Below are 15325 nucleotides of genomic sequence, written 5' to 3'. Positions count from 1 at the left end.
CTCCTTTCTATCCAACCATGCTCGAAAACAGGCAATTTGCACTATACCAGGGACGGCTATATTGTACAGGCCACTTCGATCTAAACGTCATTCCCTTTTGTGCGGTTGGGTACCAAATGTTAGGTCTCGAAATGACAAGATATTGGATAGCCACTTATTTTTTCAATGATGCAGCATATAGGAAAATACACTAAATCAACTATTAATACAAATACTGATCAGCTTCCTTGTCCTTGGTAGGTTCAATATTATGCTTTTCTATATCCTTGAAGTATTTATAGGTACCCACCTTTAGGTCAATAGTAGCATCCTCATCACAAACAATCATGGATTTATTGTGCAGCTGCAGAGCACTTAAGGTCCACATATGGGAAACGCCTCCTTCAACGGCTTTATGAAGAGCCCTAGCCTTTTGATGGCCACTGACAATCACCACCACTTCTTTGGCATCCATAACTGTGCCCACTCCCACCGTCAAGGCCAGCTTTGGCACTTTATTAATATCATTTTCAAAGAACCTTGAATTGACCATTCTGGTTTCTGTATTCAAGGTTTTGACCCTTGTTCTAGAAGTTAAGGAAGAGCCTGGTTCATTAAAGGCGATATGCCCATCTGTACCTATTCCTCCCAAAAACAAATCAATTCCTCCTACTTCCTTAATCTTTGCTTCGTATTTCTCACATTCCAAGCTTAAGTCTTCCGCATTACCATCCAAAATATTAATGTTTTCCTTAGGAATATCAATATGATCAAAGAAATGCTTGTACATAAATGAATGATAACTTTCCGGATGGGATTCCTCTAATTCCACATACTCATCCATATTGAAGGTAATTACATTTTTAAAGCTAAGCTTACCGCTTTTGTTCAATGCGGTCAGTTCCTTATATGTACCAATTGGGGAAGAACCGGTGGGCAAACCAAGCACAAATGGTCTGCTGTACTTTTTCTGGTGCTCATTGATTTTGTCTGCGATATAATTTGCTACCCACTTAGAAAGCAAATCATAGTTATTCTGGATTAGAAGCCTCATTTATTTAATATTTTAATTTATAAAAAAGCCATCGATTATATTTTCAACATTAATTAATCAACTAATCAATCTTATTGAAATATTTTATTTATTAATGCAATAAATATACAAAAAATACACAATTAAGACTATCCAAAAAATCAATGAATATGATTTTACATTGCCTCCTAAATTCCTAGCCACATTCATCGTAGAACATGCTTGGCAAAAAAAACAGGCCATGCTGTAGCATAGCCTGTTTTAAAATTAATTTCCATGACCTAAATTCAGCAAGAGTTCAGCCATTGTAATTCCAAATTAGATTTAATTAAAAACTGCTCCAAGCTGGAGGATCAACCCCTAGTAGGTGCTCCACAAAAAAGTCCCTTCTCTTATGTTCTCCATAGCTACCTCCAGAGCTATGCCCCATCCCTGGCACCATCAAGAAATCAAAATCCTTATCATTTTTGATCAATTCATCTACCAATTGATAAGTGGAAGAAGGATCAACATTATCATCCATTTCCCCCACGATCAACAGTAACTTCCCTTCCAAATTACCCGCATTGACCACATTGGAACATTCGGCATAATGTTCACCAATAGGATAGCCCATCCATTGCTCATTCCACCAGATTTTATCCATGCGGTTGTCATGGCATCCACAGGAAGAAACCGCTACTTTGTAAAATTCCGGATGGAATAATAAGGCACCTGTGGAGCTTTGGCCACCAGCAGAGGTTCCAAATATCCCTACCCTTTCTAAATCCATATAAGATCGAGTCTTGGCTGCTGCCTTCATCCAGAGTTTCCTATCAGGAAAGCCCGCATCCTTTAGGTTCTTCCAACATACATCATGGAAGGCCTTGGACCGATTGGAAGTTCCCATTCCATCTATTTGAACCACAATAAACCCAAGCTCTGCCAATTCATTCAAACCACGATAATTGGGGGCAAATGATTTGGGAACAAAAGAATCATGTGGCCCAGCATAAATATACTCGATCACAGGATAGGATTTTTTAGGATCGAAATTTCTCGGTTTGATGATCAATCCCCAGATATCCGTTTTACCATCCCTACCCTTGGCAGAAAATATCTCCGGAGCTTTCCAGCCCTCTTTTTCAATTTCACTGATATCGGCTTTTTCCAAATCCTTCACCAGCTTACCATTTTCCAGGTTTCGAAGAACAGAAACTGTTGGCATATCCTGACGGGAATAATGATCGACAAAATACTTTTTATCCGGAGAAAGGGTAATTTGGTGATTGGCATTTTCTTGGGTCAATTGCTGAAAATCATCTTTATCTAAACCAGTGCTGCAAAGATGCAGGTGATAGGGATCTTCCTTTCTGTTCAGCCCACTGGCTAAAAAGTAAATCTTACGAGCATCTTCATCCACATGCAAGACTTCCCTGACTACCCAAGGCCCCTTTGTAATCTGTCTTTTGACCTTTCCAGTTTCCCCATTGTACAAATACAAGTGATTCCATCCATCACGTTCCGAAGCCCAAATTATTTCCTTACCATCTGCAAGATCTTCACGGAACTTCTTACCACTATAGTGAATAAAGGTTTCACTTCTTTCCTCTATCAAAGTCCTAATCGAAGCATCCTCGGCATTAACCTCCAATACCCTATACACTTGGTGACCTCTTTGATTGTATTCAAAAGTAAAAGCCCTACTGTCTTCCCTCCACCTGATTCCTGAAAGGGAAAATTGATGGTCCATAAGATCCATTTTAACGGGCATACATTCTTTACTTTCAATATCGATCAGAACAGCTTGCTTAACAGGCAAAGCATCTCCAGGCTTCATATAATCCCTGGTTTCTAGGGAAGGTTGAAGTTGCCCTTTTGGAGCAGATGATATTAAGGTCAACTTACGCACAGGAGCAGGCCTTACTTTGTAAGTAGCTATTTTTTCTCCATTTGGTGACCATTTAAGTGCCGCTGCATAAAACTCTCCTGGAGAGCCATCAAAACTTAATTGGCTTTCTTCCCCATTGTCCAGGTCCTTTACCCATACATTATTTTCTCTGATAAATGCTTCCTGATTCCCTTCCGGGGACTGAACAGGATCCCCCTTGCTCTCATCCCATCGGTTTCCCCAATAGCCCCTATTGTCTTCTTTTATGGCTTTACCTTTCTTTAGATTAATATTTTCCAAATCATATTCCCAATGGTACCCCTTAGCCTCAAACTCAAGCAAATTGCCTTTTTCTTCAATTTTCATTTCCCTTATAGGCAAATGAAAGGCCTTTAGAGTATCTCCCAGTTCTCGATTCAGCTTTTCACTCAAATCCTGTTGGTCAAACAGCGGTCGCTTATGAGTACTTTCAGGCTCCACCCTAAAATATTCTGTACCATTTTTGGTTTTCATGGAATACCAAAAATCAGGAGTATCCTTTATCCAATGAAATTTTCCAGGAGCCTTATAAACTTTTGAAAAGGCTTCCTTTACTTCATCCGCGCTTTTATAATCCTTCAATGTGCCCTGAGCTTGCAATCCAAGGTTTATTACGGTACTCAAGAACAAACAAAACAGATATCTTTTTATCATAAAAAAGCAAGTTAAATTTTATGGCTTTACGACATGCAACATATCATAATATCGTCACAACTTATTTCACCAAAATAGCTAAACCTAATACAGGGTTAACTTTATTTCTAAAAATGACTCCGCTGCATTTTTTTTAGGTATTTGATTGGCTTTCAAAGGCCACCTATAACGCTTTGGTTTTAAGTTTATGAAATTTCACCAATCATGATATAACATTATCTAGAAAAGTATAGGATAAACTCCCCATTCATTATTATTTTCGAAATACCTATCTACTGAATTTACCCATTCCCATTTTTAACCATTTTACATCATCACTAATAATTGCTATGAAGATAAAATCAGAAAAGACACTACTTTTAATCCTCCTTTTTACCCTTCTTTTTGGAATCAATCATTTATCTGCACAGGAAAAACAGGCTCCATCCATTTCGGAGTTTACAGCTAAAATGAACAAGTATGAAGGTTTTTATCATTTATACTGGGATGAATCCAGCGGTAGAATTTACCTTGAAATAAATGCCTTGGATAAAGAAATATTATATTATACTTCCTTGGCATCAGGATTAGGATCAAATGACATTGGTCTGGACAGGGGAAGAATGGGTAGCTCCCATGTGGCAAGCTTTCGAAAATCCGGAAATAAAATTTTAATGACCGAGAGCAACTATGATTATCGGGCCATTTCCGATAATCATATGGAACAAAGAGCTGTAAAGGAGTCCTTTGCAGAATCTGTACTTTGGGGTTTTGAGATTTCCGCCCAATCAGATGATCACTATTTAGTAGATGCCACCGACTTGGTTCTTCAAGATGCTATTGGTGCTGCTGAGACCATTAGCAGGACTAATCAGGGCAATTATAAATTGGACAAAAGTCGCTCTGCCGTCTATATGGAAAGGACGAAAACATTTCCTAAAAACACAGAGATAGAAGCCACCATAACCTTAACCGGTTCAAAGGCCGGGGGCTATTTAAGAAGCGTTACGCCAAGTCCTGATGCTGTTACCCTTAGAATGCACCATTCCTTTGTGGAACTACCTGACAAGGGATATACTCCAAGAGAATTTGATCCGAGAGCAGGAGTAAACCAAGTCAGCTTTTATGATTTTGCCAGCCCTATCAATGAGCCCATTGTCAAAAGATATATCAGAAGGCACAGGTTAATAAAGAAAAAATCTGGACCTGAACCAAGTGAAGTTATAAAACCTATCATTTATTATATTGATCCTGGAACACCAGAACCAATTCGCACGGCCTTGATGGAAGGCACAAAATGGTGAGCTGAAGCTTTTGAATCGGCTGGTTATATCAATGCCTTCCAGGTCAAGCTACTTCCCGAGGATGTCGATCCCATGGATATTCGCTATAACTTGGTCCAATGGGTTCACCGTTCCACCCGCGGTTGGTCTTACGGCGGTGGGATCACCGATCCAAGAACGGGGGAGATCATCAAAGGGAAAGTAACACTTGGATCTCTTCGGGTAAGACAAGATTTCCTCATTGCCCAAGGACTGATCGCTAATTACCTTGAAACTGGAGAAGTAGAAGATGAAGCCATGCTGGATATGGCCTTGGCAAGGATGCGCCAATTGGCTGCCCATGAAGTAGGCCACACCTTGGGATTACCACATAATTATATTGCCAGTTCGCAGAATCGTGCCTCTGTAATGGACTATCCTCACCCTAGCGTGAAACTCAAAGGAAAAAAACTGGATATCTCTGATGCTTATGCTGAAGGGATTGGTGAATGGGACAAGGTGGCCATACAGATGGCTTATGCGGAGTTTCCAAAAGGAAAAGATGAAAAAGAAGCCATCAGTAAAATGGTGAAAGATTATAGAAAAAATGGACTGGGCTTTCTCTCCGATCAGGATGCCAGGCCTACAGGCAGCGCACATCCCAATACCCATTTGTGGGACAATGGAAAAAATGCAGTGGAAGAGCTTAAGGAAGTAATGGAAATCAGGTCTTTGGTATTGGATAGTTTTGATGAAAACAAAATTAAAATGGGTGAACCATTGGCCACCCTTGAGGAAGTGTTTGTACCTATGTACCTATTCCACAGGTATCAAGTGGAAGCCGCCTCCAAAGTTATTGCAGGAGTAAATTACGCATATTGGCTTAGAGGGGACAATGAAAATCCTGTTTCAGTTGTTTCAGCAGAGGAGCAAGAAGCCGCTATTGATGCACTTTTAAGTACGCTATCTCCAGAAAAACTAAAGGTTCCTAAGAAAGTACTGGACTTGATTCCTCCAAGACCTTATGGATACTGGTCAAACCCTAGGGAAACTTTCAGTGGCAAAACAGGATTAATATTTGACGCCATGGCCGCTCCACAGGTAGCTGCGGACCTCAGCCTTTCCCTATTACTCAACCCTCAAAGGGCCTCGAGGCTGGTGAACCAGCATGCCTTTGATAATGCTTTGCCAGGACTGGAAGATCTTATTGAAAAACTAATCAATTATCTGGACAGTCTTCCTAATGACATTAACTACGAAGGAGAAATCAAAAGATTAACAGAAAAACTATTGCTACAAAAACTCATCGATTTATCTCAAAATCCTGAGGCAAGTTCCCAAGCAAGAAGTATCGCCTATTTTGAAATCAGGAAGTTAATGCAAAAAATGAGTGCATCGCTGTCCAACAGCCCACAAAGGGCCCATTATGAATATTGTGCAGCTATAGTGGACCAAATGCGCAAAGAACCCAAGGAAAAAGTCCAGGTACTTTCCCCGCTTCCAGCTCCTGATGGTTCTCCAATCGGCAGTGATAGTTATAAATGGCTGAGTCCTATTTGTAATGTTGAATAAGATATAATGAAATCTGATTATCCATTTTCACACCATTAGCTTTATTTCTCAAGGATTCCACGGATTTTCACTGAATCAATTAATTATAACTATGAAATATGTGTCATTTTTGAGAGAATGTTTTGAAGGGTAACTCTTACTGGTGCAATAGCAGATATACAGATAATGAAAAAACCGGGTGAATCTAATTGTTCGTCCCGGTTTTCCTGTTTATCTTAATTATACAATAAGTTTATTATTGCAAATTACAGATGCTACTAATCCTAAACTTTATTTTGCTTTATACAGTTTCTCATGTACTTTTTTAAGGAATTCAGGTGTTAGTTTGATCACCTTTCTATCATAGGTCATCAAACCATTTGTTTCTACCTCCACATCAGTTGTTTGAGTATACACTGCAGCAGAAAGGCCCATAGGAATCAATTTCACCAAGTCATCCATCAATTTGGCATATCTGTCTTCCAGTTCCCCAACAGATTTAAAACTCTGGTACCCCCAGTTGTCTTTATCCTGCCAGGTATGCCCATCCACAGGTAGTCCAAGACCCCCAAATTCACCCAAGGTCAGCACCATGTCCTTACCAAACAATCTTGGGCTTGGCATAGCTGGATCTGGATAATTATGCAAATCAATGATCTGACCCACAGGGAAGAAGTTTCCTCCACTGGCACCATTAATCAAACGACTAGGATCATATTCCACAGTCCATTTCACAATTTCTTCCGTCTTAAACTGGCCCCAAGCTTCGTTAAACGGCACCCAAACGATGATGGAAGGGAAGTTATGATTGGCATCCATGATGTCCTTCCACTCCTTCTTATAGATAGCTTCCGAGGCTGGTGTACGCTCTCTTTCAGTACCTACCCCAGCGACACCTGGTCTTGGGTTCCATCTGTTTCCATGGTCGCCGCTTGGCATATCCTGCCATACCAACATTCCCATTTTATCACAGTGATAATACCACCTTGCAGGCTCTACTTTCACATGCTTACGGATCATATTAAAGCCCATTTCCTGAGTTTTAGCAATATCAAACACCAAGGCCTCCTCATTCGGAGCAGTATACAAACCGTCAGGCCACCATCCCTGATCCAATGGACCATATTGGAATACAAATTTGTCATTCAACAACATACGCTGGATACCATCATCACCAAGCTCCATGCTGATCTTTCTCATCGCAGCATAGCCGTCAATCTCATCGATCACCTTGTTCCCTTTTACCAAGCTCACTTCAAGGTCATAAAGGAAAGGATTTCCTGGCTCCCAAAGATTGGCATTGTCGATTGATAGAACTGCTGCATCTCCAACAGCTACTTCTTTCTCCGCTACTACTGCACCATTGGCCAAGGCTTTTACCTTCACCATTTGTCCAGCTTGGGCACCAGCGATTTCAGTTTCTACCGTCAGAGTACCCGCATCTACATCTGGCGTGTTTTTAGTAGAAACAATATGGCTGTTAGGAACATTTTCTGTCCAAACTGTTTGCCAGATACCTGTCACTGGAGTATACCAAATACCATGAGGTCTGTTAACTTGCTTTCCTCTAGGCTGAGGCCCCTCATCTGATGGATCCCAAACTCTCACCACCAATTCATTGTCTTTTCTTCCTTTAAGGGCATCAGTGATGTCAAATGAGAAAGGAGTATAGCCTCCTTGATGAACGCCCACTGATTTACCATTTACGAAGACCTCTGTTTCCCAATCAACTGCACCAAAGTGCAAAAGCACTCTTTCTTTGCTTGATTTCTTGGCATCAAAAGTTGTTTTGTACCACAGCTCCTGATCCTTTCCTACAGTCTTTCCAACACCAGAAAGGGCTGACTCCACAGCAAAAGGCACCAAGATTTCACCTTCATAAGATCCAGGAGTGCTTCCTCCTTTGGCCTGGATTTGGTATTTCCATAGACCATTTAGGTTTTGCCAATTATCTTCACGGACCATCTGAGGCCTAGGGTATTCCTGATGTACATTTTCAGGATTTACTTGCTCCGCCCACTCGGTCATTATCTTTCCCTCAGCAGGCTCCCACGCACCATTTTGTGCCCAAGAGATGGATTGAGCCAGAAGTAAACTCGCACCTAATAAGATTGATTTTTTCATGCGTTTTAGGTTTATTTAAATTTGATAGTTTTGTTTCTTTATTGCTTTAGTTCCGGAAAGGCACTGATACGAAGTCTAGCAGCTCCCATAGGAATCAGCTCCACATCTTCTGTTGGGGCTTCTGTGGTCTTTGGCAAATCCTTCAGTTCTCCCACCAATCCATATTGACCAATCTGCCACTCAGGAATTTGCTTTCCTTTGGCTTTGATTACCAATGGTACACTCTCTGGAGTAAAAGGAAAATTAGACTCAGGCCATTCTTTCTTTTCAACTGTAAGTGATTTTTCAAGATTGTTCTTATCCAATACCAAGGTATAATTCCAATTTGTTGTTGGATGCACCTCCCATGAAGGCCATTTTTTTGTATCTGCCCCTTCTTGCCATTTTGAATCCCAAATGGCTGTCTCCTCACTATCTTTTTTAATATAGTCTTCACCTATCTTCAATGAATAGGTAAGCGGACCTCGATTTACACTGAAACTGTTACTGTTTTTCTCCCAAGTTTCAACTTCAATTCCCATTGGCAAACTAAGTGTCACTTGATCTCCAGACTGCCATTCTCTTTGGATTTTGGCATAACCAGACTTAGAAATATCCAGCTTCAACTTTTCTCCATTTATAGCTATTTCAGCCTGCTTGGTCCATGCAGGTATTCTCAAATAAAGCGGAAAGTCAACGGCCTTTGCTGTTTCAATTGTAAAGTTTAAATCTTCCTCAAATGGATAATGGGTTGTTTCACTAATAGTCACTTCATTTCCCTCTGCTCCTACCTTTGCAGTAACTTTACTAGGCCCATAAATAGCTGCAACCAAACCATTATCAGGCGTTGCCATCCATAGATTTTCGATGAAATAAGGCCAACCTTGAGAATGGTTATGCTGACAACATCTAGAGCTGAATGGGTTCATCATCAAAAAAGGTCCCGTATTGGCAATGCCCGGTGCATGGTTTTCCGCATCCAATAATACCATATTGGGAGAAGTAATATAGTGCAAAGACTTAAAATCAGGCATAACAGCAGCTGGATAAATATTATAGGCTACTTCTTCAGCATGATCCGCCCAAAATGGATCTCCTGTAATTCTCAACAAATGTTCATCTGAATTCATCTGCTCTACAATACCACAGGTTTCTATCCCTTGCCTTGGATCTGCATACCCTGGTCTTGCATTTTCATCACTGCCAAACATTCCTCCCGGAACCTGACCAAAATGATCCCTGATGATTTCAAAGTTTTCATATGAAGCATTAATATGCTCCTCTTTATGAGATAAGAGAGCATATTGTGCCGGTTCTCTGAAGGCCTGAGCATGGTTTACATTATGCCAGTCAATCTGATCTCTATACCAATCAGGGGCCTCTCCTCCATCTCTGACTTCATAATAATTATGAATATCCTTTAGGTCATGCTGTCTGCCTATCCAATCTGAAGTATTCCGGTGGATCTTCTCTGCCAAATCCAACAGGAATTTATCCCCAGTACGATTATATAGCCAATACACACTATGAAGATTATCACCTCCCCTTAGTTTTTGCCAATAACCAATCAGAAAGTTCTCATCTGGAACGCTCAACTCATATTTAAAATATTTGGTCATTAATTCAATCACACGTTCATCATGGGAATATTCATAGTATGACTGCAAGCAGTATAGCATAATCATATTGGCCCAAAAATCCTGGTTATCTCCATCAAAGTGCCGGGGACCAAAATTCCCGTCTGCTCTCTGACTATTGATGGTACCTTCTATCCAGACCATCGCTTCTTCGATCATGGCCTTATCCTCTAGCAAATATCCAATATTGGCATAACCTTTTAGCCAATAAGGCACCTCTTCCCAGCCCCATTTTCCTTCGCCATCATTACTTAGCCAGGCATTATCGTCCTTTTGCAACCAAGCACTAATTTCTCCAAGATTGCCGGTAAGCCCCTCCTTTTGCCTGTTCAAATACTCCTTCAAAAAGCCTTCCGGACGCACTGTCCCAACAGGTAGCTTGACAAGAGCGCTCGCTTTTAGCGGGGCCCTATTACTTATATAATGTGCATTGGTAGCAGTGGTATCTATTCTGTCCACCAAAGTAATATCGGCAGTTGCCTGCTTCTCCTCTTTACAGGAAAGGAGGAGAGCAAGCAAGGCTACACTGGTCATTAGGGTATGTCTCTTGAAAATCATATCGTTTATAACTTCTCTTTGAGGACAGGCATAAAATACCCACCAACTACCGATCTGGCCCTGAAGCCCACTGATTTTGCATTGGTAGTTTCATGCCAATCACTTACAGGAATCCGATTAGGCGTTTCATTGATATAGGTAAACATAGGTTTGATCAAGGCTTTTTTATCAGCCTCATCGTCTGCCATGGTCGCGGTCCACATTACCCAATCAGATTTGGTATAGGTTTTTCTGCTGTCCAATGGCAAACCAAAATCTTCCTGTTTGGTCAAATAATAGGCGATTTCCTTTTGTGCCACATCTTCTGGGAAGATATTCAAGTCCAACAGCTTGTTCCAAACCAAGTTGTATTTTTGACTCCAGGTATCTTTTTTGTCAAAGGTCAAGCTATAATGATCACCATCTTCAGCTTTCTCCATCCATTTCTGAGCAAAATCCTTGGCCATGGCAGTATACTTTTCAGCGACTTCTGGCTTACCCAAGCTCTCCGCCATCTGCCCATAAGCTGCAATGGCCAAAATGGCTTTTACAGATAGATTGGCATTATGCGCCAAGTGCCCGGCAAAATCGTCTGTGCAAAGTTGGTTGGCTGGATCAAATCCCTCATTGGCCAAATATTCCACCCATGTGGTCATTACATCCCAGTGCTTAGCGGCATAGTTCGCATTCCCTTCCACTTTGGCAATTGCACCGGTCAACAATAACATATTCCCAGCTTCTTCCACAGGCATATCCTCCCCATAAGTTTGTCCGTTGGCTAAAGGATAGGTACCGACATCATGGGCAGGAAAAGGCTTCGCCCATTTTCCACTTTCACTATAATAGTAAATTGGCTCTAGCATTCCCTTCAAAAGTTCAGGGTTATAGATCAAAAACAATGGCGCTGAAGGATAGGTAACATCCACAGTGCCAATGGATCCATTACTGAAGTTTTCTTTAGAGAAAAAGAAAAGCTCACCATTAGGGCCTTCGACTGTTTTGTGGGCCGAAACGGCCTGACGATAAACCAATGCACAAATAGCAGCATAGTCTGCTCCTCCAGCCTTCAACGCATCATTAAACAATTGCTGATCAAATTCTTTGCTTTCCTTTACTAATTTGCTGTAATCACTTTGGGCAGCTTGAAGCATTTCCTCTGTGCTCATACCGTATTTTTTCCACCAAGCCTTGAGGTTCTCTTTAAAAAACTGAACTGCATAAAGATCATCGTATGCAAGCGTTACAAAATTCTCCTTTGCAGTGCTTCCAACTTTACCATAATCAAATGAAACTGCTTGGGTGATCAATTTATGATTCAAAGATACCGGCTTATCAGAAGCGTCAGGGCCACTTAATTTTCCGTTTTTCACAAAATCTGTAATAGATTCCGTATTAACGGCAATTTTCGATGTAGTATTCTCCTGATCATTGGCAGCCAGATACAGGTATCCCCAGTCAATCCTGATATTATCCCCTTTCTTCTTCAAAACTGGCTGTGTGCTTGTTCCCAATTTCATTACCTGCAAACCTGAAATCCCTGGTCTTTCCCAAGAAACCTCTTGATTCATGGTGTTTACGGCCATGTTTCCTGCTGCACTGAAGTACACCTGTACATCATGCTCTGCTCCATCTTTTGACTGAACCCCAAAGCTGATATAATTGGCAGGTCTGGTCATTACTTCCAAATTATCGGGTAGCATTGGAGCGGTGAATGTTACCTCCAGCGCTACATCCTCACAGTCAAAAGTATACAGTGTTTGGGTTGCTCTAACCTCCGCATTGGTTTGCTTAGCTGAAGCTATCTCAATAGCTGGAGGAAGAATTTCAACTAGACCTGCATCCAAAAACGCCCCTCCGGCCGTATTCTCACAATGAATCGCCATGATATTCTCACCAACTTTTAAGGCCTTCTTAGCCTCCTCATTAATAGCAAAAGTAGCTGGACTCGGCACCCATCCTTTTTTTTCATAGGCCAAAACACCATTCAGGTACACCTTGACATTATCATCATGGTGGATATTCAATAATAGGTCATGAAAATCAGTACTCTTCAAATCAAAACTTCTCCTCACCCAAATATTTTCAGTATTCCATTTATTCGGTGCCGGACTATCATCACCGTTGGTAAACGCGCCTCGGGTGGATTTCCACTGTTTCCCTTCTTGATAAGCTATCTCCTTCCATTCTCCTGCAGGCTTTTCCAGGCTATAAGACCAGGTTTCCTTCATTCCTGTCAGTGGCAAAACTGCCTTGGTCTCCGTCACTGGCTCACCTAAAAAATAATAGGCTTTGCCATCTACCCTTATGATCCCTTGAAGGTCATTTTCCTTTCCAGTCCAATGTCTGGTAGCATCCCCGTGAAGCTCATCTCCCATGCTCCATACACTAAAATATGGATCCACTGTAATTAAAGGGTATGCCGGTGGCCTAATATCATTTATGGTAGCCAAGTCTGCCTCCAATTGTTTTTCTTCAGGTGCCTGACACCCTACCAAAGAGCTAAGACAAACTCCTACTAGGATTTGTGCCCAATTTTTCATCTTAACAATCATAGTCTCTTATTTAAATTCATTTATATTTATTCTATCCAAATAGGTTGGGTGAAAGCGCCATTGGCCGCTACGTCCCATATCTCAAGCCTAAGCCACTTTCTTCCTTTTAGCGTTGCCGAAAATTCAAAAACTTGATGAGCAAAAGCTTTAGTGTCACTTAAATCTATCCTTTGGCGGTAAACCTGCTCACCATCTCCAGAAACTATTTCTGCATAATTCAGAGGGAATGTCCATTCTGCTTTTACTTTCATCTCTGCCTTTCCATTTGATTTCAACTGAATACTTTCTCCACTTCCTTTACCCTCCACAGAAAATTCAGGAATCAAAACCTCCCCTGTACTTACAAAAAACTTCCCTTGCTCCATCGCATCTAAAACAGCTTGCCATCCCTCTTCGAACTTAGGCAGCTTGTCCATCTGAAGATAATTGATATTCATATGACCATAAATCTCATAGTCTGGTTCTAGCTTAAATAGATCTGCCTCTCCTATCACATATTTCCTTTCACCCCAATTAGCCATATCATCCATCAAGTCCAATACCCTTCTGCCCATATTCGGAATGGACAAATCCGCAGGAATAGCCTTCCAGGCAGCTCCATTAAACCGGTCTGAATGAAAAAAGGCTTCCTCTTTATACTTATCTGGAAAACCCGTGGAGCCTTTGGTTCTTGCATGGGCAGTCCAGGCCAAGCCTTTTTCAGTCTCTAATAACTTTAGCATTTCTTCTTGGTTACCTACCATGTAAACCTTTCCATAATCAGGATGTTCCTCCACAAATGGCTTCCCTTCCTCCCTGGACATAATCCAATAGACAGGATTGGGAAAAAGATTCATCCAATGACCTCCAAGATGAACATTAGGTTCCTCACCAGGTAGCATCAAAAAGTCAGCCTCTGAAAGCCTTGCACATTCCTCAAACATCAATTGCAACTCTGGCAGTCTCCTTGGTCCAAGATCCCTAGGGTTGCCTGCAAGATGATATTCTCCCAAATGCATGATATTTACCCCCATACTGCGCAAAGCTTTCACATGTCCCGGAATGTCGGGAATGGGCTTGTGTGTAAGCACATCATCCATATGTTCGGTATGAAAGTGACTGGCCATGGTCCTATATCCTGTAATTGGCTTGTATTTATCACCATGGGTAAAGGCCTTTACTTCTTCTAGTACCTGAGCATCTTTGGTATCGCTGAGATATACAAAAAAGTTTAACCTTTGCTTAGTTTCTGGAGGGGCATTAAACCAAGGAACATGCCTGTTATCTCCCATCAAATCGTGGCGAATACCTATTCCGAAACCAGGTTCAATATCTCTGTAATTGCTCCCATACCACACATATTTAAGATTGTAGGCATTGTCCAAAGGATAGAAATATTGATGGGGAGCTGGAAAAACAGCCAAACTTCCATGCTTACTTTCGCCAATGATCGTGCGGTATTTTACTGCAAGATTCTTTGCTGGGCTGTCAATACCTGATGACTTGTCTGAATGGAGATAATCTTCTGTATCTGCCCAAAACACCTCATTCCATGCTTCATCCCTCTTTACCAAACCTGCATCATAAATTATTGCCTTGGCATCTTCTGATGTACTGAGCACTGCCGCCAAATTCATCAAAGGGCTTCCATGGTAAAGACTGATCTCCAACCAGCCTGAAAAATTACCAGCGTTCATTTTATCTATTTGAACAACGGTTCGTTGTCCATGACTAATTACTCTTATATTTTCAACTTGTAAAGAAGCTTTATAGGTATCATGGGGCTTATAAGCTGTTCTATCAAAAAAAATGTTCCATCCACTACCTTTACTTAAATCCCTTTCCCCCACCGTCAAAATAAATATGGGACTTAGGTTTTCTGCCACTCTTGAAGATTTACCATTTTTAATGACTTCAAGGTTGTCAAAAATCTCTGTTCCTTTTTCAAGGTTAAGGGAAATGGCGGCCCTGTTCCCTTCCTCCAGTGGCCAGGAAATCTCCAAGTACTGTTGATTCTGTATTACCTTAGCTCCGGTTTTGGTGTTAAACGCTGATAAGTCCACATCCACTTGTCCAAAGGCTAAAAAACCATGGGAAAGCAAAAATAAAAATATTAAGATTTTAATTGGAAAGCGCATTTGTTATTCTTG

The 15325-nt window shown here is 41.2% G+C and carries 9 protein-coding genes; 3 read left to right on the top strand and 6 right to left on the bottom strand.

Annotation, left to right across the window (positions count from 1 at the left end):
* On the top strand, positions 1 to 194 hold a 194-nt coding region (locus tag KMW37_RS08500), incomplete at its 5' end, for a hypothetical protein (protein WP_215224184.1).
* An 8-nt stretch (positions 195 to 202) separates the two neighbouring features.
* Here KMW37_RS08500 and nagB read toward each other — a convergent pair.
* Entirely contained in the window at positions 203 to 1033 is an 831-nt protein-coding gene (nagB, locus tag KMW37_RS08495; protein ID WP_215224183.1) for a glucosamine-6-phosphate deaminase, read from the bottom strand.
* A gap of 307 nt (positions 1034 to 1340) precedes the next feature.
* Entirely contained in the window at positions 1341 to 3575 is a 2235-nt protein-coding gene (locus KMW37_RS08490) for a S9 family peptidase (protein ID WP_215224182.1), read from the bottom strand.
* 329 nt (positions 3576 to 3904) lie between these two features.
* On the opposite strand from KMW37_RS08490, the gene KMW37_RS22420 reads away from it, so the two are divergent.
* Both KMW37_RS22420 and KMW37_RS22415 read left to right on the top strand, forming a co-directional pair.
* Complete coding sequence (locus KMW37_RS22420) at positions 3905 to 4858, top strand: DUF5117 domain-containing protein (RefSeq protein ID WP_246581405.1); 954 nt, start codon at positions 3905 to 3907, stop codon at positions 4856 to 4858.
* 72 nt (positions 4859 to 4930) lie between these two features.
* Positions 4931 to 6388, top strand: coding sequence for a zinc-dependent metalloprotease (locus KMW37_RS22415; protein ID WP_246581404.1), 1458 nt, complete (start codon positions 4931 to 4933; stop codon positions 6386 to 6388).
* 270 nt (positions 6389 to 6658) lie between these two features.
* Here KMW37_RS22415 and KMW37_RS08480 read toward each other — a convergent pair whose 3' ends face one another.
* Genes KMW37_RS08480 through KMW37_RS08465 form a run of 4 tightly spaced genes read right to left on the bottom strand, consistent with a single transcriptional unit; the run spans position 6659 to position 15313 of the window.
* On the bottom strand, positions 6659 to 8491 hold the full coding sequence (locus tag KMW37_RS08480; RefSeq protein ID WP_215224181.1) for a glycoside hydrolase family 2 protein: 1833 nt from the start codon (positions 8489 to 8491) through the stop codon (positions 6659 to 6661).
* A gap of 38 nt (positions 8492 to 8529) precedes the next feature.
* Entirely contained in the window at positions 8530 to 10665 is a 2136-nt protein-coding gene (locus KMW37_RS08475; protein WP_215224180.1) for a beta-L-arabinofuranosidase domain-containing protein, read from the bottom strand.
* A 5-nt stretch (positions 10666 to 10670) separates the two neighbouring features.
* Entirely contained in the window at positions 10671 to 13196 is a 2526-nt protein-coding gene (locus KMW37_RS08470; RefSeq protein WP_215224179.1) for a glutaminase family protein, read from the bottom strand.
* A 26-nt stretch (positions 13197 to 13222) separates the two neighbouring features.
* A complete protein-coding gene (locus tag KMW37_RS08465) occupies positions 13223 to 15313 on the bottom strand; it encodes a CehA/McbA family metallohydrolase domain-containing protein (RefSeq protein ID WP_246581403.1) in 2091 nt (696 codons plus the stop codon).
* Between the last annotated feature and the right edge of the window lie 12 nt (positions 15314 to 15325).

It is taken from the genome of Echinicola shivajiensis (assembly GCF_018642165.1).
GTDB classification, from domain to species: Bacteria; Bacteroidota; Bacteroidia; order Cytophagales; family Cyclobacteriaceae; genus Echinicola; species Echinicola shivajiensis.
This window is presented reverse-complemented; position numbering and strand designations above follow the sequence as displayed.

What these genes read in the sequence shown, in the direction of transcription:
- KMW37_RS22420 (WP_246581405.1), top strand. Translation starts at nt 3,905, where the DNA reads ATGAAGATAAAATCAGAAAAGACACTACTTTTAATCCTCCTTTTTACC.
- KMW37_RS22415 (WP_246581404.1), top strand. Translation starts at nt 4,931, where the DNA reads ATGGATATTCGCTATAACTTGGTCCAATGGGTTCACCGTTCCACCCGC.
- KMW37_RS08475 (WP_215224180.1), bottom strand. Translation starts at nt 10,665, where the DNA reads ATGATTTTCAAGAGACATACCCTAATGACCAGTGTAGCCTTGCTTGCT.
- nagB (WP_215224183.1), bottom strand. Translation starts at nt 1,033, where the DNA reads ATGAGGCTTCTAATCCAGAATAACTATGATTTGCTTTCTAAGTGGGTA.
- KMW37_RS08490 (WP_215224182.1), bottom strand. Translation starts at nt 3,575, where the DNA reads ATGATAAAAAGATATCTGTTTTGTTTGTTCTTGAGTACCGTAATAAAC.
- KMW37_RS08465 (WP_246581403.1), bottom strand. Translation starts at nt 15,313, where the DNA reads ATGCGCTTTCCAATTAAAATCTTAATATTTTTATTTTTGCTTTCCCAT.
- KMW37_RS08470 (WP_215224179.1), bottom strand. Translation starts at nt 13,196, where the DNA reads ATGATTGTTAAGATGAAAAATTGGGCACAAATCCTAGTAGGAGTTTGT.
- KMW37_RS08480 (WP_215224181.1), bottom strand. Translation starts at nt 8,491, where the DNA reads ATGAAAAAATCAATCTTATTAGGTGCGAGTTTACTTCTGGCTCAATCC.